Raw genomic sequence first — 19,619 nt, forward strand, 5'->3', positions numbered from 1 at the left:
GCTATTTCGTGGTGGCGCACTTCCACTACGTATTGTTCGGCACCATCGTGTTCGCGACCTTCGCGGGCATCTATTTCTGGTTCCCGAAGATGACCGGCCGCATGATGGACGAGCGCCTGGGCAAGTGGCACTTCTGGGCGACGTTCGTGGGTTTCCACACCACCTTCCTGGTGCAGCACTGGCTGGGCAATGAGGGCATGCCGCGCCGCTACGCCGACTATCTGCCCGGTGACGGTTTCACCACGCTCAATACCATCTCCACCATCGGCGCTTTCATTCTCGGCGCGTCGATGCTGCCGTTCGTGTGGAACGTCTTCAAGTCCTACCGCTACGGCGAGGTAGTGACCGTGGATGATCCGTGGGGCTACGGCAATTCGCTGGAGTGGGCGACCTCCTGCCCGCCCCCGCGGCACAACTTCTACGAGCTGCCGCGCATCCGCTCCGAGCGCCCCGCGTTCGAGCTGCATTACCCGCACATGGTCGAGCGCATGCGCGCCGAGGCCCATGTGGGCTGGGGCTCCAAATCGCACTATGTCGCCGAGGAGGCGAAGGTCTCCGAGCAATAATTTTAGGATTGACATATGAATCCCCTTCATTCTAATCTTGTGTCCGTTACAAGATTCTGGTCGAAGGGGATTTCTCATGCTCAAGGTGCTGTTCTCGGGACTTCGCGAACCTGTCGAGGTGGATCGGCCGGTGCCGGGACCGGGGCAGCTGCTGATTCATTCGGAGGTTGTGGGCGTACATCTCGGGCTGGTGCGCATGCTCGGCGCGGACGCCGCGGCGGATCCCGGCGCCGAGGTCGTCGGCACCGTGGTCGAGGTGGGACCCGAGGTCGATGCCGCGTGGGTCGGCAAACGCGTCGGCGGTGTGGTGTTCTCCGGCGCCTATGCCGAATACGCGCTCGCGGCACCGGCATTGGTGACCGAGATTCCGGCCGGGGTCGGGGCCGCCGACGCGCTGGCGGTGGTACGCGGCGGACTCGTCGCCCTGGGCGCGCTGCGCGCCGGGCGATTCACGGCGGGGGAGTCGATCATGATCACCGGCGCGGCCAGCGGCAGCGGTCATCTCGCGGTGCAATTGGCGCGGGCGCTGGGCGCGGCCCGGGTGATCGCCGCGGTGAGCTCCGCCGACAAGGCCGGTTTCGTTCGCGACTGCGGAGCCGATGCCGTGCTCACCTACGACGAGCCGTGGACCGAACGGGTGGATGTCATCCTCGACGGCGTAGGCGGTGATCAGGTGCGGCGCTGCGTGGAAGTGCTTGCGCCGCAGGGCCGTCTGGTCGCCTACAGCGCCGGTCGCGGTGCGGTGGACGTGAACGCCCTGCTCGCCGAGCTCAAGACCGTCACCGGTTTCTCGGTTGGTCTGTTCGCCAGAACCCGTCCCGAGGTGATCGAGTCCTACCGTGCCGAACTGTGGAAGCTGTTGGCGGAGGGCGCGATTCGACCTCGGCACACCGTGCTGCCGCTGGATCGCATCGACGAGGCGATGGGGCTCATCACGGCCCGTCGCAATCTCGGCCGGGTCATGGTGCGCCTCGCCTGAGCCGAATCAGGGTCGCGGCCAGGGTCTTCCGTCGATGCGCTCGATATCGGTATTGAGCCGTTCCAGATAACCGGCGAAGGCCGCGACGTCCGCGGCCGACCAGGTTTCCATAACCCGTTCCAGCCCTTCGGTATTGGCGGCGCGCTCGGCCTCCAGGCCGCGTTCGCCCGCCGCGGTGATGCGGAATTTGCGGGCGATGCCACCGTCCGGGTCGGGGATGCGCTCCACCACCCCGGCGCGCAGCAGGGCCGCGGTCTGGCGATTGAGCGTGGAGGTGTCCAGTCCGAAAGCCTCGGTGAGCTGACCGATGGTCATCGGGCCCTGCACGCTGAGCCGGCTCAGCAGCACGTACGCGCTGCGATCCATCCTGGTGCCGTCGCGCCGATAGCGCGCGTTGATGGTGTACCGGCCGAGCAGCATGGTTTCGAATTCGACCCGGTCCGTGGGCTTTTCCATGCCGTCCTTCCGTCGCGACCTGCGTGAGCCTGTCTATCACAGGTGATGTGAGTCACAGCACGTATATGCACAATGCATAACATGTGTACCGTACACACGCCTTGTATTCGATCGATGAGGAGAAGCGTGTGGCTGTGTCATCGAGCACCGCGGTCCCCGGGGCGGACAGTCCCACCGGCTCGGGCGGGCGGCCCGGCGGCATAGTCGGGGTGCTCGCCATGGCGGGCATCATCGCCGCCGTCATGCAGACCCTGGTGGTGCCGCTGCTCGGCGAACTGCCCGCGCTACTGCACACCGGCGCTTCCAATGCCTCCTGGGTGGTGACCGCGACACTGCTGGCCGCGGCCGTCACCACGCCGGTGTCGGGGCGGCTCGGTGATCTCTACGGCAAGCGGCGCATGCTGCTGGTCTCCACGGTGCCGCTCATCGCGGGCTCCGTGCTCTGCGCGGTCGCCGGATCGGTCGCGCCCATGATCATCGGTCGCGGTCTGCAGGGTATGGGCATGGGCATTCTGCCGCTTGGTATTTCGGCGCTGCGCGATCTGCTGCCCGCCGAGCGCGTCGGTCCGGCCATCGCAATGGTGAGCGCCTCCATGGGAATCGGCGGCGCGATCGGCCTGCCGGTGGCGGCAGCCGTTGCGCAGCACGCGAATTGGCGGGTGCTGTTCTGGGCGGCGGCGGGCTCGAGCCTGCTCATCGCGATTCTCATCCACGTGGTGGTGCCGGATGTGCCGGTGCTCGCCAGTGGCCGCTTCGACGCCATCGGCGCGGTCGGGCTCGGTATCGGACTGATCTGCCTGTTGCTCGGCATCTCCAAGGGCGCGACCTGGGGCTGGGACAGCGGCAGCATTCTCGGCCTGCTCGCGGCCGCCGTTGTGGCGCTGGCACTCTGGGGCTGGTGGGAGTTGCGCACCGCGGACCCGCTGGTCGATCTGCGCGTCACCGCGCGGCCCAAGGTGCTGCTCACCAATGCCTCGTCCTTGGTCCTCGGATTCGGCATGTACTCCGCCTCACTGATCATTCCGCAACTGCTGCAACTGCCGAAGGTCACCGGATACGGCCTGGGGCAGTCGATGCTGGCCATGGGTCTGTGGATGGCCCCTGGCGGGGTGGTCATGATGCTCATCTCGCCGTTGGGTGCGAAGCTCTCCGCCGCGCGCGGTCCGAAGGTGACGCTGGTGTCCGGCGCGCTGGTGCTGGCCGCCGGGTACGCCTCCTCGACGGCGCTGATGGGTTCCACCTGGGGGCTGCTGGTGGCGGTCTGCGTCTGCAACTGCGGTGTGGCATTGGCCTACGGCGCGATGCCCGCGTTGATCATGAGTGCCGTACCGCTCGCGGAGACGGCGGCGGCCAATAGTTTCAATACGCTCATGCGCTCGATCGGCACCTCGTTCTCGGCGGCGATCATCGGTGCGGTGCTCTCGCAAATGAGCACGACGCTGGGCGGCCATTCGATTCCGACCGAAAGTGGTTTCCGCACCGGACTTTTCATCGGCTGCGGGGTTGCGGCGGTGGCCGCGGCGATTGCCGCCTGCATTCCGGTCAAGGGTGATAAGGCAATCGGGCGCTCGTCCACCAGCGCGAAGATCGCGGCAGCCTGATCATTCGTCCACTTACGGCACGCAGGAAATAGCAGCAGACTTCCAGCAACTGTGCGGTACTGTCCGCAGTCGGGGCGCACGCGTATCCAATTGTGCTCCGGCTCATTCCGCCGCTCTCGACTTCGGGAGGGACAGTGCCAGCCCAGTCTCCGGATCTATGCGACGCCGTACCGTTCGAATTGTCCAGCGCCCAAATGGAATTGTGGCTCGCGGACGATATCGGGACCGGGCTCGGCGCGGATTCGCGCGCGCTCCCCGGCCAGGCGCACTACCTGGAATTGCGCGGTCCGCTCGACGTGGAACTCTTCGACGCCGCCTCGCACCGCGCCTTCGAGGAGTTCGGGGTCGGCAGACTGCGCATCGGCCAGGCCGAGGGGCGGCCGTATCAGTGGATGGCCCCCGATATCGGCGGCGAACTCGAACGCGTCGACTGCACCGCCGCGCCCGAACCGCATGCGGCGGCGCTGGAATGGATGAATCGGCGGCACCGCGAACCCATCGATCTCCTCGACGCGCCGCTGTGGGCGGCCGCGCTGTTGCGGGTCGGACCGGAGCGGCACATCTGGTACGCGCAGATGCATCACGTCGCCATCGACGGGTACGGCGGGCTGAGCCTGATCGCGCGCATCGGGCAGTGGTACGAGGCGCTGCTGCGCGAGACCGAGCCGCCGGCGTTCGGCGGGCTCTCGCCCGCCGGGATCCAGGCCGTCGAGACCGCGTATCGGGAGTCCACGCGATTCACCGCCGATCGGGAGTATTGGCGGGAACGCTTCTCGGACTGGACCGTTCCGACACCCGCCGGTGCGGTGGTCCGGGCGCGGCACGGCGGCTCGGCGCCCATCGCGCTGCGCGCCGAGGGTGCGCTCTCGGCCTTCGAATGGGTGGCGCTGGAGCAGCTGGCGCAGGATTGCGGGGTCAGTCCGGCGCAGGTGCTGGTGGCGGCGATCTGCGCGTTCCGCGCCGGTATCGCCGGGACCACCGAGCCGATGGTGCAGCTCGCGGCCTCGGCGCGGACGACCGCGGCCTTGAAGCGCTCGGGCGGCATGCTGGCCAATGTGCTGCCGATCCGGCTGCACTGCGCGGGCGCGATCACGGTGCGCGAACTCATCGGCGCGGCGGCGCGCGAGATCACCGGCGGGCTACGGCATCAGCGATATCGCTTCGAGGAGCTGCGCCGCGATCTCGGGGTGAGCGCGGATCAGCTGCTCGGCCCGAGCGTGAATCTGATGTTCTTCGACCGCACCAGCCGCTTCGGCCGGGCGGTGGCCGAATATCGCATCCTCTCTTCGGGTTCGGTGGCGGATCTGCATTTCAATCTGTATCGCGCCGGGCATGCGGAGGGCCTCTCGATCGATATTCTCGCCAACCCCGAACGGTATGACCGGGCGGAGTTGGATGGGCAGCTGAATCGATTCCTGCTATTCCTGGGCAACTTCATTGCCGCCGATCCGGATCAGCCGGTCGGCGGTATCGGATTGCTCACCGATGCCGAGCGGGACCGAATCCTGCACGCGCCGAACCGCATCGACGAGCCCGATCCGGAATTGCTGCCGGAATTGCTGGCCGCCGGTGCGCGGCACGCCGCCGAGACCGCCGTGATCGACGGCACCACCGAGCTCACCTACGGACGACTGGACGCGCTGTCCAATCGATTGGCGCGCACGCTGATTCGGTCCGGCGTCGGACCGGAGGATGTCGTCGCCGTCCCCGCCCGCCGGAGCGCCGAATGGGTGGTGGCCCTCTGGGCGGTGGCCAAGACCGGCGCGGCCTACCTGCCGATCGATCCGGTCCACCCCGCCGAGCGGATCGCCGCGATGCTCGAGGAATCCCGGGTGCGGGTCATAATCGACACCGCCACAGCGCAATTGCCGGAGCCGGTGCGCCGGGGACGTGCGTACCTGACGCTCGGCGATCTGATGGACTCGCCCGCCACGGGTCCATCGGCCGATGCCCACGCCGATCTGGACGCGGCGCCGGTCACCGCCGCGGAGCGCGTGCGTCCGCTGCGACCGGCGCATCCGGCCTACGTCATCTACACCTCGGGCTCGACCGGTACGCCCAAGGGCGTGGTGGTGACCCATGCCGGCCTGGCCGGACTGCTTGCGGCACAGGGCGATTACCTGCCCGCCGTACCCGGCGATCGCATGCTGTGCGTCACCACGCCGACCTTCGACGCCTCGCTCTGGGAACTACTGAACGCGTTCGCCGCCGGTGCCACGCTGGTCATCGCGCCGAGCGAGGTGTACGCGGGTCCGGCGCTGACCGACTTCATCCGCCGGACGGGGGTGACCCATGCCTTCCTCACCCCCGCGGTGCTGGCGAGCACCGATCCGTCGGGACTCGGTGCGCTGCACTACCTTTCGACCGGCGGCGAAGCCTGTCCGCGGGCGGTGGTCGCGGCGTGGTCCCCGGGCCGCACCCTGGTCAATGCGTACGGCCCCACCGAGGCGACCATTGTCACCAACCTGGGCCCGCTCGCCCCGGACCGCCCGATCACCCTGGGCGACACGGTCCCCGGTATGCGCTGCTATGTGCTGGATCCCTGGCTCCGACCGGTTCCCCCCGGCGTGGTGGGTGAGCTCTACCTCGGCGGTCCCGGACTGGCCCGCGGCTATCTGGCCCGTCCGGTCGTCACCGCCGCCACCTTCGTCGCCGATCCGTTCGGCGCGCCCGGCGAACGCCTCTACCGCACCGGCGATCTCGCCGCCTGGAACGGCTGCGGTGAACTCGACTTCCGCGGTCGCGTGGACACCCAGATCAAGATCCGCGGTCTGCGCATCGAACTCGGCGAGATCGAATCCGTGCTGGCCGCCTGCCCCGGCGTCGCACAGGCCGTGGTGATCGTGCGCACCGCCGCCGCGCCGAGCATAGTCGCGTACGCGGTGCCGGAGCCAGGCGTGCTGCTGACCACTAGGGAGCTGGAAGTGTCTGCGGCGCAGCGACTCCCGAGCTATATGGTGCCCACGATCGTGCTGCTCGATCGCCTGCCGACATCGGCCAATGGGAAGGTGGATCGGGCGGCGCTGCCCGCACCGGTGGCCGCGACCGGTCGATACCGCGCGCCCGTGACGGCGGCGGAGAAGGCCGTGGCCGAGGCGTTCACACAGGTACTCGGTGACGACCGGCTCGTCGGCCGGCGCATCGGAGTGGATGACGATTTCTTCGCCCTCGGCGGGGATTCGCTCGGCGCCGCCCTGGTGGCCGGGCGGGTCGCGGCGGCCCTCGGGGTGGCGGCGGGAGTCCGGGATCTGTTCGAAGCCGGGACGGTGGCCGCCTTCGCCGAGCGGGTGGGTGCGCGGGATCTGCTGGTGGAGCGGGCGCGGCCCGCGGCGCGGGAGCGGGGTGCGACCGTGCCCATGTCGTATGCGCAGCGGCGGCTTTGGCTCTCGCATCGGATGGACCCGGAGTCCGCGGCCTACAACATGCTGCTGGGCTTGCGCTTGACCGGGGCGCTGGACGTCAGCGCGCTGACCGCCGCGCTCACCGATGTGGTGGAGCGGCATGAGGCGCTGCGGACCTGGTTCCCGGAGATCGACGGGGCGGTTTGTCAGCGGATTTCCCCGGTCGACACGGTGGTCGCGGGGCTGGTGGCGGAAACCATTGCGGCCCAGGACGTCGAGCGGACACTGTACGAATTCGGCGGCAGCGGTTTCGATCTCGCCGCCGCCCCGCCGATTCTGGTGCGGCTGCTGCGGATTCATGACACGCAGGGCGTGGCGGAACAGCATATTCTCGCCGTTCTGGTGCATCATGTGATCGCCGACGGACTCTCGCTCGCTCCATTCGCCCGAGATCTGGCGGCCGCGTACCGGTCTCGGGCGCGCAGTGCCGTCCCCGAGTGGGCGCCACTGCCCGTGCAGTACGCGGATTACACCCTCTGGCAGCGCGAGGTGCTCGGCGCGGCAACCGATCCGGAGTCCGAACTGTCTCGACAGCTCGGCTACTGGTCGGAGGTCTTGGCCGGGCTGCCGATGGAATCCGGTCTGCCACCGCATAGGCCGCGCCCGGCGCAGCCGACGCGGCGGGCCGGGCGAGTGGGTGTGGATATCTCCGGCGCTACCGCCGGGGGATTGCGCGAGGTGGCGCGCCGGCACGGCGCGACCATGTTCATGGTCGTGCACGCCGGCCTGTCGGTGGTGCTGGCCGCGGTATCGGGTGGAAGCGATATCGCGGTCGGCACCCCGGTGGCCGGGCGCGGTGACGCCCGCCTCGACGATCTCATCGGCATGTTCGTCAATACGCTGGTGCTGCGGGTTCCGGTGCACGCCGGTGAATCCTTCGACGCACTGCTGTCCCGGGTGCGCGATATCGATCTGAGCGCCTTCGCGCATGACGACGCCCCGTTCGAGCGGGTGGTGGATGCGCTGGGCGTGCCGTGGTCCCCGACCAGGCATCCGCTCTTCCAGGTGATGCTGTCGTTCCGGCCGCGCGCGTACGCCGAATTCGAGCTGCCCGGACTGCGGGTGGAGTCGATCGAAATGCCTTTGCCGCTGGCCAAATTCGATCTGGAGTTCACCGTCGCGGAATCGCCCGGCGGCTTGGCGGTCAGCGTGCAGTACGCCACCGATCTGTTCACCGAGGGCGCGGTCCGGGCACTCGCGCAACGGTTGGCCCGGGTGCTGGACCAGATCGCCCGCGATGGCGCCACCCCGGTCGGCGATATCGATCTGCTCTCCGCCGAGGAGCGGCGGCTGCTGCGCGAATGGAATGAGACCAGCCAAGCCATCGCGGTCACCCTGCCGCACCTGTTGACCCGCGCGGCGGCCTATGACCCGGAGCTGCGGGCGGTGACCGGGGAGAGCGGTTCGCTCACCTATGGCGAGCTGAGCGCACGCGCGAACCGGTTGGCGCGCAGGCTCATCGCCCTCGGTATCGGGCCGGAGGACATCGTCGCGGTGGCGCTGCCCCGCTCCCCGGAGTGGGTGGTCGCGGTCTGCGCGGTCGCGTACACCGGTGCGGCCTATCTGCCCATCGATCCGAACGCGCCCGCCGAACGCATCGATCTCATGCTGACCGATTCCGCCGCGGCCATGGGCATCACCACCGATCGCCGCCGCGCGGATCTGCCCGCGCCGGCGGGCGGCGGCTGGCTGCTCATCGATCCGGATGAGCCGGTCGAGCCGGAGTCGCCGCCGATCACCGATGCCGATCGGGTGCGCCCGCTGCGGCTGGCGCATCCGGCGTATGTCATGTACACCTCCGGATCGACCGGAAAACCCAAGGCCGTCACCATTACGCACGCCGGGCTCGCCAATGTGCTGGTGACCCAGGCGCAGCGCTGCGACTCCGATCCGGCGACCCGCGTGCTCGCGGTGGCCTCGCCCGGTTTCGACGCCTCGATCTGGGAACTGCTGCTGGCCTTGGGATCCGGGGCGACCCTGGTGATCGCCCCGGCGTGGGCCTACGCCGGGGACGCTCTGCTGGAGCTGCTGGAGCGCGAGCGTATCTCGCACGCGCTGCTCACCCCGCGGGTACTGGCCACCCTCACCGCGCCCGAGCGCCTGCCCGAGCTGCGCCTGCTCGCCGCCGCCGGTGAGACCTGTCCACCGGAACTGGTCGAACTGTGGTCCGCCGGAAGGTGTTTCGTCAATATCTACGGTCCCACCGAGGCCACCATCTGGGCGACGGTCACGGTGCCGCTGCGGGCCGATGCCACCGTCTCCCTCGGCGGACCCGTCGTCGGGATGCGCTGCTATGTGCTGGACGATCGACTGCGCCCCGTCCCGCCCGGCGTGATCGGCGAAATCTACCTGGCCGGAACGGGTTTGGCGCGCGGCTACCACCGGCGTTCCGGCCTCACCGCCACCCGTTTCCTGCCGGACCCCTTCACCGCCGCCGGTGATCGCATGTACCGCACCGGCGATCTCGGCAGCTGGCGCGGTGACGGTGAACTGGATTACCACGGCCGCAATGACTTCCAGGTCAAGATTCGCGGCGTCCGCCTCGAACTCGGCGAGATCGAGGCCGCCCTCACCGCCCTGCCCGCGGTGGGCGATGCCGTGGTCACCGCGCGCGTGGACGCCCAGACCGGATCGGTGGAACCGGAGTTGGCCGCGTACGTGGTGGCCGCGGCCGAATCCGAGGTGGACCCCGCCGAGGTGCGCGCGCAGCTGTCCCGCACCCTGCCGGATCAGTATCTGCCGGCGACCGTGACCGTGCTGGAACGGTTTCCGCTGACCCTGACCGGCAAGGTCGATCGGTCGGCGCTGCCCGACCCGGAGCGCTCGCCCGTGGCGTTCCGCGCCCCCGAGACCGAGTTCGAGGAGATGGTGGCGCGGGCCTTCGCCGAGGTCCTGGGTGTTGACCGGGTCGGCTCCACCGATGATTTCTTCGCCCTCGGCGGCAATTCGCTCAGCGCCGCCCGGGTGGTGGCCGCACTGCGCGCGACCGGTTTCGAACCGGATCTGCGTGCGCTCTTCGAGCGGCCCACCGTGGCGGGTCTGGCCCAAGCGCTCACCGCGCGGGGCGTAGCCGCGCCCTCCCATCCGGCGGCCGCTCCCGAGCGGCCCGGGCCGGAGCGGGTCCCGCTCTCCTTCGCACAGCAGGGAATCTGGCTGCTGGATCGCTTCGGCGCGGGCGCGGCCTATCACATTCTGCTGGCCGTCCGACTGACCGGCGCGCTCGACGTGGCGGCCCTGTCGACCGCCGTCACCGATGTGGTGCGGCGGCACGAGGCGCTGCGCACCTACTTCCCGGAGCACGAGGGCGTGCCATATCAGCGGGTGGCATCGGCGGATGCGGTCGCCTTGGAACTGTGCCGGATTTCACCGGAGCGGCTCGATCACGTCCTCGCCGAATTCGAGAGCGAGCCATTCGATCTCGCGACGGCGCCCCCGATCCGGGCGCGGCTGTACGCACTCGAGCAGGACGGCGGCTGTGCCGGTTGGGTGCTGGCTCTCGTTGTGCACCATGTCAATGCCGACGGCTTCTCGCTCGGCCCGCTCGCTCGCGATCTCGCGGCGGCGTACACCGCCCGGTCGATCGGCGGCGCGCCCCGGTGGCCCGCACTGTCCCTGCGGTACGCGGATCACACCGTGCGCCAGCACACCGCGCTGGGCGCTCCCGAGGATCCGGACTCCGAACTGAACAGGCAACTGGCGCACTGGGTTCGAGTGCTCGACGGTGCGCCGCTCGAGCTCGCGCTTCCGCTGGATCGCCCGCGCCCGGAGTTCTCCCGGCATATCGGTGGCAGCGTCGATGCCGTTGTGCCGCAGGAGATCACCGCCGCACTGCGCGCCATCGGGCAACGGCACCGCGCCTCACTGTTCATGGTGGTGCACGCCGCGCTGGTCGTCCTGCTGGCGCGCCTGTCCGGCAGCACCGATATCGTCATCGGCACCCCGACCGCCGGACGTGACCACCCCGGACTCGACGATCTGGTCGGCATGTTCGTCAATCCCGTGGCGCTGCGCGTGCCGGTCGAGGCCACCGCATCCTTCGACGAGCTGGTGCATCGCGTCCGCGTTATCGATGTGGACGCCTTCGCCAACGCCCGCGCCCCCTTCGAGCGCGTGGTCGAGGCCCTCGACCTGCCCCGTTCCGCCGCCCGGCATCCGCTCTTCCAGGTGATGCTGGCCTATCGGAACTTCGGATCGGCCGAACTGTGCCTGCCCGGTGTCCGGGTGGAACCGATTCCGCCGCGCACCGCGCACGTCCGCTTCGATCTGGAATTCGAGGTGGCCGAGCGGGATTCGGGTCTGGCGCTGACCCTGCGCTATGACACCGCACGCTGCGACGGCGAGACCGCGGCGGCCCTGCTGGACCGATTCGGCCGGGTGCTCGCGCAGGCGGCCGCCGCACCGGATCGCCCCTCGCACACCATCGAGCTGCTCACGCCGGTCGAGCGGGAGCGAATCCTGCACTCCTGGAACAAGACCGGCGGGGCCACCCATATCAATCTGCCCGGCCTGATGTGCCGCGCCGTGACCCTCGCGCCGGATGCCGTGGCGGTGGTGTGCGGCGCTCGCGCACTCACCTATCGCGAGCTGGATCAGCGGTCGAATCAATTGACCCGCGGCCTGATTCGCCGGGGCGTCGGTCCCGGCGATGTGGTCGCGGTGGTCATGCGCCGGTCGGTGGAGTGGGTGATCGCCCTGTGGGCGGTGGCCAAATCCGGTGCGACCTACCTTCCCCTCGACCCGCGTCATCCGCGCGAACGCATCGCGCATATGCTCGCGGAAACCGGTGCGGCACTGGGTCTCACCACCGCTGACAGCGGTGACGGCCTCCCCGGCGCACCCCCGGCCGGCTGGCTGGCGGTCGACGATCCGGCGATGGTCGCCGAACTGGCCGCCACGTCCGCGTCGGTGGTGACCGGCAATGAGCGACTCCGGAACCTCCGGCTGTACGACGCGGCGTACGTGATCTACACCTCCGGGTCGACCGGTGCGCCCAAGGGTGTGGTGATCACCCATGCGGGGCTTGCCAATACGGTCGCCGCCCAGACCGCGCACTGTGCGCCGGGAAGGGATGCGCGGGTGCTGGCGGTGGCCTCGCCGAGCTTCGACGCCTCGCTCTGGGAGGTGCTGCTGGCCCTGGGGGCGGCGGCGACCCTGGTGCTCGCCGAGCCCGACGTCTACGGCGGCTCCGAACTCACGGAACTGCTGCGCCGGGAACGGATTACGCACGCCTTCCTCACCCCGGCCGTGCTCGCGGGCATGGACCCGCACGAGCTGGCGTCCGCGGGCCCGCGGGTGCTGGTGACCGGCGGCGAGGTCGTCGCCCCCGCGCTCGCCGCGCGCTGGTCGGCCGACCGGACCCTGGTGATCGCGTACGGCCCCACCGAGACCACCATCATCTCCCATCTCAGCGCGCCGTACGTCCCCGGTCGCCCCGTCACGCTGGGCGGCCCCGCGACGGGTATGCGCTGCTACGTGCTGGATGCCTGGCTGCACCCGGTCCCCGCGGGGGTGACCGGCGAGCTGTACATCGCCGGGGCCGGTGTGGCGCGCGGCTATCACGCCCGCCCGGGCCTGACCGCCCTGCGTTTCCTGGCCGACCCCTTCGCGCCCGGTCGCATGTACCGCACCGGTGATTCGGTGCGCTGGAATGCCGCGGGCGCACTGGAATTCGTGGGTCGCACCGATGATCAGGTGAAATTGCGCGGTATGCGGATCGAGCTCGGCGCGATCGAGGCCGCCGTCGCGAGCGCGCCCGGTGTCGCACAGGCCGCGGTCATGATTCGCCGGGATCTTCCCGGCGATCCGCGGCTCGTCGCCTACCTGACCGCCGACGGCGCATCGGATATCGCGGCGGTGCGCGCGGCGGTGGCGGAACGGCTGCCCGACCATCTGGTGCCCGCCGCCTTCGTGCTGTGCGAACGACTGTCGCTGACCGTGAACGGCAAGGTCGATCGGAGCGCACTGCCCGCACCCGTACTCGACACCGCACCCTTCCGCGCACCGGAGAGCAGCACCGAACTGGCGGTGGCACGGGTATTCGGTGAGGTGCTGGGGGTCGATCGGATCGGCCTCGATGACGACTTCTTCCGACTCGGCGGTAATTCGCTCAGTGCCACCCGGGTGGCGGCGCGGCTCGCAGCGGCAGTGGGCCGCCGGGTCCCGGTGCGCATCCTCTTCGACGCGCCGACCGTGGCGGCCTTGGCCGCGCGCTTGGCCGAAACTGCGCCGTCGGCACGAATTCCATTGACCGCCATGGCCCGTCCCGACCGCATTCCGCTGTCCTTCGCCCAGCAGCGGCTGTGGCTGTTGAACCGCCTCGATCCGGAATCGGAGGCGTACCACATTCCGCTCGTCCTGCGCCTGACCGGCGACCTGAATACCGCCGCCATGGTGACGGCGGTGCGCGCGGTCATCGCCCGGCACGAGAGTCTGCGCACCTATTACCCGGAGGCGGACGGTATCGGGTGGCAGCGGGTCCTGCCGCCGGAGGCCGAATCGCCCATCGCGGCAGTGCATGTCGATGCCGCGTACGCCAGCGAGGAGCTGTGGGAGTTCTGTTCCCGGCCCTTCGATCTCACGACCGAAGCGCCGGTGCGCACCAGGTTGTTCGCCGTCGCCGAACCGAACGGGCCGGTGCGGGAGTGGCTGCTGGCCTTCGTGATTCATCACGCCAACGCGGACGGATTCTCGCTCGCACCGCTGGCCCGCGATCTGGTGACCGCGTATTCGGGCGCGTGCCGGGGTATGGAACCGCAGTGGCCAGAACTGGCGGTACAGTACGCCGACTACACGCTGTGGCAGCGGGCCATGCTCGGCGCGGCCGAGGACCCGGAATCGGAGATGGCACGCCAGATCGCCTACTGGACAACCACACTCGCCGACCTGCCCACCGAACTCGGGCTGCCGGCCGATCGCGCCCGCCCGCTGATCGCCTCGCACGCCGGTGCGACGGTCACCTGCGAGATTCCGGAACGGGCGGTGCGGCGGCTGCGCGCGGTCGCGCTCGAGCACGACGCCTCACTGTTCATGCTCCTGCACGCCGGACTGGCCATGCTGTTGGCGGCGTGGACCGGCGGCAGCGATATCGCCATCGGCACGCCGGTGGCCGGGCGCGGTGAGGCGGCGCTGGACGATCTGGTGGGCATGTTCGTGAACACCCTGGTGCTGCGGACGAAAGTGCCGGTGGCACAGTCTTTCTCGTCCTTCCTGGGACAGGTGCGCGAGACCGACCTGGCCGCCTTCGCACACGCCGAACTGCCCTTCGAACAGGTGGTGGAGGCGCTCGATCCGCCGCGATCCCGCTCCCGGCATCCGCTGTTCCAGGTGCTGCTGACCCTGCAGAATCTGGACCCGGTCCGGCTGGAGTTGCCCGGTCTGGACGCCGAACCGGTCGCGCTGGCCTCGCCGACGGCCCGCTTCGATCTGGAATTCATTGTCACCCAGTCGAATTCCGGACTTTCCGTGCGCGTCCAATACGCCACGGATCTCTTCGATCAGGTCACCATCGCGGCGCTGGCGCGGCGCTACGCCCTGCTGCTGGAGCGGGTGTGCGCCGATCCGCTCACCTCGATGGCCCGGCTGCCGATACTCGACGCCGCCGAGCAGCGCCGCATCGTCCAGGACTGGAATCACACCGGCGGCGCCGACACTGACCTGCTGCTGCCGGATCTGCTGACGGCGGCCGTCCGCCGTGCCCCCGAGGTGGCGGCCGTGCGCAGCGGTGACCTGGCCCTGACCTATCGGGAGTTGGACGATCGCGCCGAGGAGATCGCCCGGGACCTCATCGCACGCGGCATCGGACCGGAAGACGTGGTCGCACTCGGGATGTCGCGCTCACCGGCCTGGGTGGCGGCGTGCTGGGCGGTCACCAAATCCGGCGCCGCCTTCATGGCGGTGGATCCCGGCTTCCCGCCCGCCCGCATCGCCGCCATGGTCCGGGACGCGGGTGCGCGGGTGGTGCTCACCACCGAACCCGAGCGCGCCGCCTTCGCCACCGAGCCGGTGGAAGTCGTCGTCCTGTCCGCCACCGGAATCCCCGTCGAACCATGGCCCGAGGAGCGCCCGGCGGATCGCGTCGAGGCGCGGCGGGCGCGAATCGACAATGCGGCCTATGTGATTCACACCTCCGGCTCCACCGGCCTGCCCAAGGCCGTGCTGGTGACCCACGCCGGCCTCGCGAATATGGTCGCCGCGCAATCACATTCGATCGATGCGGGCCGCGGCGATCGCATTCTTTGCGTGGCTTCGCCGACCTTCGACGTCTCGATCTGGGAACTCACCCTCGCGGCCCGCACGGCGGCCACGCTGGTGATCGCGCCACCGGACGCCTACGCGGGCGCGGCCCTGACCGACTTGCTGCGCCGCGAGCGGGTGACGCACGGGTTCGTGACACCCGCGGTGCTGGCCCGCACCGATCCGGCCGATCTGCCCGACCTGTCGACGATTGTCACCGGCGGCGAGTCCTGCCCGCCCGCGGTGGTGGCCACCTGGGGCCGATCGCAACTGCTGGTGAACGCCTACGGCCCCACCGAGACCACGGTGATCGCGACCATGAGCGCTCCGCTGCACGGCGATCATCCGATCACCATCGGCGGACCGGCGGTGGGCGTGCGCTGCTACGTCCTGGACCACTGCCTGCGACCGGTGCCCATCGGTGCGACGGGTGAGCTGTATATCGGCGGGCCCGGGGTGGCCCGGGGCTATCCGGGTCGCGGCGGGGCCACCGCCGCACGCTTCGTGGCCAATCCCTTCGGCGCGCCGGGTGAACGCCTGTATCGCACGGGCGATCTCGTCACCTGGACCCTCGACGGTGAGCTGATTCACCAGGGCCGCACGGACTTCCAGGTGAAGGTGCGCGGTATGCGCGTCGAGCTGGGGGAGATCGAGGCGGCGGTGGCGGCCGCACCGGGCGTCGCCCATGTGGTGGCGGCCCGCGCCGACGGTCCCGCCGGAGCCGAACTGGTCGCCTATGTGGTCGCCGAGCGCGATCGGGTACTCGATCCCGCCGTGCTCACGGCCGTTGCGGCACAGCGGCTTCCGGAGTATTTGCTGCCGGTGGTCGTCGTTCTCGACGAGCTGCCGCTGCTGGTCAGCGGGAAGGTGGATCGAGCGGCATTGCCGGTGCCCGCCAAATCCGGAGGCGAGTACCGCGCGCCGATCACACCCTCGGAACAGCAAGTGGCGGAGGTCTTCTCGGCGATCCTGAGCGTCGATCGGGTCGGCCTGGATGATGACTTCTTCACCCTCGGCGGCAACTCCCTCGCCGCCGCCCAGGCCATTGCGCGCCTGCACGGTTCGGTCACCCTTCGGGACCTCTTCGAGGCCCCGAAGGTCGCCGCTCTGGCCCGCCGGATGGATGAGAAGACCGGGGACACAGCGGAGAACGACTCGTACGCGGTGCTGCTGCCGCTGCGCCGCACGGGTCCCGAGACGCTCTTCTGCATCCACCCCGGCGGCGGACTGGCCTGGCCGTACGCGGGCCTGCTGGCGCATCTCGATCCCGAGATCTCGCTCTACGGCCTGCAGGATCCGTGGGTGGTGCGGGATGAGGAACCGCTCAGCACGGTGGGCGACTACGCCGACCACTACGTGACCGAGATTCTCGAGATTCAGCCGGAGGGCCCCTACCGCCTGCTCGGCTGGTCCCTGGGCGGCCGCATCGCACACGAAATCGCCGTGCGGTTACAGCTGCTCGGCGCGGAGGTGGTGCTGCTCGCCATGATGGACACCGCCGTCGCGGACGGTCGCGAACAGCTCGCGCCCGGTGACACCGATGCGGCCTGGGCGCAACTGCACGCCATGGAATCGGTCATGCGGGCCGCGGAGAACTTCCCGCTGGAGATGGTCGAACGCGCGACCGCCGCGCTCACCCGGCGGGTGCCCGGTGCGCCGAGCGGGCCGTACAAGGGCGATCTGCTGCATTTCACAGCCACCCGCGAGCCCGATCGGGAGCGGCGCCCGGCGGCGAGCTGGAGCGAGCACATCAGCGGGGACATCACCGATATCGCGATCGACGCCACGCACATCGGCATGGCCGACGCGGCGCCGATCGCGGTGATCGCGCGGGCGCTGATCCGGCGGTGGAACGGAGCGTGAGCATCGATCATCTATCCGGGGCCATCAGGGTTTTCGGCGCGCGGGCCATCGATCACGACCTCGATCTGATCGGCGACGCGGACCACATCATCGATATGGGACCGGGTGGCGGACCCGATGGCGGGCGCATCATCGCCACCGGCACGCCGCGGCAGCCGGCCGCCACGCGCGACAGCCTGACCGGGCGGTACCTGCGCCGCCATCAGCACCTCGCCGAGAGCGGCCGCTAGAGACCCCGCACCTTCGCGAAGACGACCGCGGAACTGTCCTGCCGGAAGTAGGTGTCGTTCGGATGGCCCGCGCCCGCACCCTGGGCGAGCTTGGAATCGGGTAGATACGTGTAGTCGGCGACGGTGAGCGCGACCGCGCCCGCCGGTGCCACCAGTTCGACCTCGATGCCGTCGGCGGGCGGTGCCGCGAAGCTGAAACTCTTGTGCGGCACGGGAGTCACCTCGCGGCCCGCCACCCGGAGCGCGGTGGGTGCCTGCTCCCAGTGCAGGTCGATGCGGGTCGCACCGCGCGTGGAGCGCAGTCGCAGCTTGACCGTGCGCTGCCCGGAATCGGTGGTGTCGGAGATGATGTCGGCGGTCGGCGCGGTGAGGTTCTCCACCACTGCCTTTCCGCTGGCCACCACGCTGGGGAACAGGTCGGAGTAGGGCGCGCCCGGAGCGTGATCACTCGCGAACGACCGCGTCCAGTCATCGGGGGGTAGCACCGACATCCATTGGGCCTGTTGCTGATCCGCGTCGAGCGCGTACGCCACCTGTGCCACCCGCGGATGCTCCACATCAAAGCGATCCACGGCCTGCCCCACGGCGGTGAGCACCAGGGCCAGCACCAGCGTCAGCGCCGGAACGGTCCAGCCGCGCCGCTGCGGCCAGCTCCGAATGAGCGTCAGCAGCAGCAGACCGCCCAGCAGCACCACCAGCGGTACCGCGGTGAAGGGTGCGGTCATGAGCCCGGCCTGCATACCCAACCACACATTGCAGCCCAGGAATACGGCCGCGGGCAGCAGGAAGACGGTGAGGGTGAGCAGCCGCCAGCGATCCGGCACCAGGAAGGTCAGCGCCACCCCGAGCGCCGCCGCACAGCCCGGCAGTACGAACATCTCGGCCGCGGCGGGGGAGTACACCGTCGTCGCGGCCCCCGCCACCACCACACCCGTGAGCACCCCGACGGCGGCGGCGGTCGCGCCGAACCAGCGGCGCGCCAGGGCATAGCAGGCGATCAGCACGCAGACCGCGAGCACCAGCAGCGCGGCCTGGAAGAACTCGGGCCGATACGGATCCACCGGCCACGCCCGGTACTCGGGCCGAATCCGCTGCACCAGCCACCACAGCCCGTACGTCGCGCCCACCGCCACCGGCGTACCCGCCGAAGTCAGTGCCGCAGCACCGATCACGCCCTTGACGGACGCCTCGCCATTGCGCCGCACCTGCCGGATCACCCACCCGCCCACCAGCAGCGACAGCACCGCGAGCGCGATGATCACCCAGGCGGGCAGCACCACCAGCGTGCCGAAAGGCAGTGCGAAATAAGCCGGATTCGAGCGATCGGCGGTATCGGTCAGATCCCGCCCGCCGAAATCCCTGGTCAGTGCGAGCGTATTCTCGCCCAGCTGCTGTACGGTCGCCAGATCCACATGCGCGGGATCATCTTTCGGATTGTGGTAGTAGGCGCTGTCACCGGCGTAGGCCCAATCCAGCACCGGCAGCCCGACCTTGTCGAAGGCCACGAAATCGGTGGTGCTGGAGACACCCGCACCCGCCAGCGTGGTGGTCAGCGAATCGGTATTCGGATACGGCGCGTGCTTGGCGACCCCGATCAGGCCGCCATCGGGGGAGGTGATCCGCCACAGCAGCGGCGGCCCGCCCGCACCGCGCGCGTCATGATTGATCACCACGCCGTGGCGATCGTAATTCCCCGCCGCCGCAAAGGCTTCCGCGCCCAGCAGCCCCGGCTCCTCACCATCGGTGAGCAGGGCGACCACGGTATTGCGCAGGCCGTTCTCACTGTCGCGCAGGGCGCGCATGGTCTCCAGAATGGCCGCCACGCCGACCCCGTCGTCATTCGCGCCCGGCCCCGGCGGCACCGAATCGTAGTGCGCCACCAGGTAGACGGTGCCGGTCGGATTCGTGCCCTTCAGTGTGCCGACGATATTGGCGACCCGGCCGAGCCCGGTATTGTCCGGTTTGAAGTTGCCGGGCCAGCGGCCCACACCCTCGCGAATCTCGGTCTCCAGCCCCAGCTTTCGCAGCTCGTCGGCGAGATGATCACGCACCCGGTCATGTTCGGGCGTGCCGACCGGATGCGGCGCCCGCGCGATCTCCCGCACCGTCCGGTAGGCGCGGGCGGCGCTGAACTCCTCCGGCGCGGCGGAGTCGTCGCGATATCCACGCGGTTGGCCCTGCCAGGCGGTGGCCACCACCACCGCCAGCAGTAGCGCGAATGCCAGCAACCCCGAAAGCCCTCGTCCCACCCGCATGAGATCGATAGTAGGCAGGAAAGCCGCGCGGTCGGC

General features: G+C 69.7%; 7 protein-coding genes. 5 read left to right on the forward strand and 2 right to left on the reverse strand.

What is annotated here, in order from left to right:
• On the forward strand, positions 1-566 hold a 566-nt coding region (locus NA10_RS23880), incomplete at its 5' end, for a cbb3-type cytochrome c oxidase subunit I (RefSeq protein WP_174562548.1).
• 76 nt (positions 567-642) lie between these two features.
• A complete protein-coding gene (locus tag NA10_RS23885; protein ID WP_067571695.1) occupies positions 643-1,545 on the forward strand; it encodes a quinone oxidoreductase family protein in 903 nt (300 codons plus the stop codon).
• Between the two features lie 6 nt (positions 1,546-1,551).
• Here NA10_RS23885 and NA10_RS23890 read toward each other — a convergent pair whose 3' ends face one another.
• Complete coding sequence (locus NA10_RS23890) at positions 1,552-2,001, reverse strand: MarR family winged helix-turn-helix transcriptional regulator (protein ID WP_067571697.1); 450 nt, start codon at positions 1,999-2,001, stop codon at positions 1,552-1,554.
• A 218-nt stretch (positions 2,002-2,219) separates the two neighbouring features.
• On the opposite strand from NA10_RS23890, the gene NA10_RS23895 reads away from it, so the two are divergent.
• The 3 genes from NA10_RS23895 to NA10_RS23905 all read left to right on the forward strand — a co-directional run bounded on the left by NA10_RS23895 (position 2,220) and on the right by NA10_RS23905 (position 17,328).
• Positions 2,220-3,602 (forward strand): MFS transporter, encoded by a 1,383-nt coding sequence (locus tag NA10_RS23895; protein WP_067571790.1) that lies wholly within the window; start codon positions 2,220-2,222, stop codon positions 3,600-3,602.
• A gap of 194 nt (positions 3,603-3,796) precedes the next feature.
• Positions 3,797-17,098 carry a non-ribosomal peptide synthetase gene (locus NA10_RS23900; RefSeq protein WP_067571699.1) on the forward strand — a complete coding sequence of 4,434 codons (13,302 nt, stop codon included), beginning with the start codon at positions 3,797-3,799 and terminating at the stop codon, positions 17,096-17,098.
• Positions 17,095-17,328: a hypothetical protein gene (locus NA10_RS23905; RefSeq protein ID WP_218021569.1), complete on the forward strand. Its 234-nt coding sequence runs from the start codon at positions 17,095-17,097 to the stop codon at positions 17,326-17,328. The genes NA10_RS23900 and NA10_RS23905 overlap by 4 nt, the downstream gene beginning before the upstream one ends.
• On the opposite strand, the gene NA10_RS23910 is transcribed toward NA10_RS23905, so the two are convergent.
• A complete protein-coding gene (locus NA10_RS23910; RefSeq protein WP_157556708.1) occupies positions 17,325-19,583 on the reverse strand; it encodes a M28 family peptidase in 2,259 nt (752 codons plus the stop codon). The two genes, NA10_RS23905 and NA10_RS23910, sit on opposite strands and share 4 nt — an antisense overlap.
• Positions 19,584-19,619 lie beyond the last annotated feature (36 nt).

The sequence above is a fragment of the Nocardia acidivorans NBRC 108247 genome (assembly GCF_001625085.1).
Lineage (GTDB): Bacteria > Actinomycetota > Actinomycetes > Mycobacteriales > Mycobacteriaceae > Nocardia > Nocardia acidivorans.

Coding starts and splice junctions, on each gene's coding strand:
- NA10_RS23885 (WP_067571695.1), top strand. CDS start 643: ATGCTCAAGGTGCTGTTCTCGGGACTTCGCGAACCTGTCGAGGTGGAT.
- NA10_RS23890 (WP_067571697.1), bottom strand. CDS start 2,001: ATGGAAAAGCCCACGGACCGGGTCGAATTCGAAACCATGCTGCTCGGC.
- NA10_RS23895 (WP_067571790.1), top strand. CDS start 2,220: ATGGCGGGCATCATCGCCGCCGTCATGCAGACCCTGGTGGTGCCGCTG.
- NA10_RS23900 (WP_067571699.1), top strand. CDS start 3,797: ATGGAATTGTGGCTCGCGGACGATATCGGGACCGGGCTCGGCGCGGAT.
- NA10_RS23910 (WP_157556708.1), bottom strand. CDS start 19,583: ATGCGGGTGGGACGAGGGCTTTCGGGGTTGCTGGCATTCGCGCTACTG.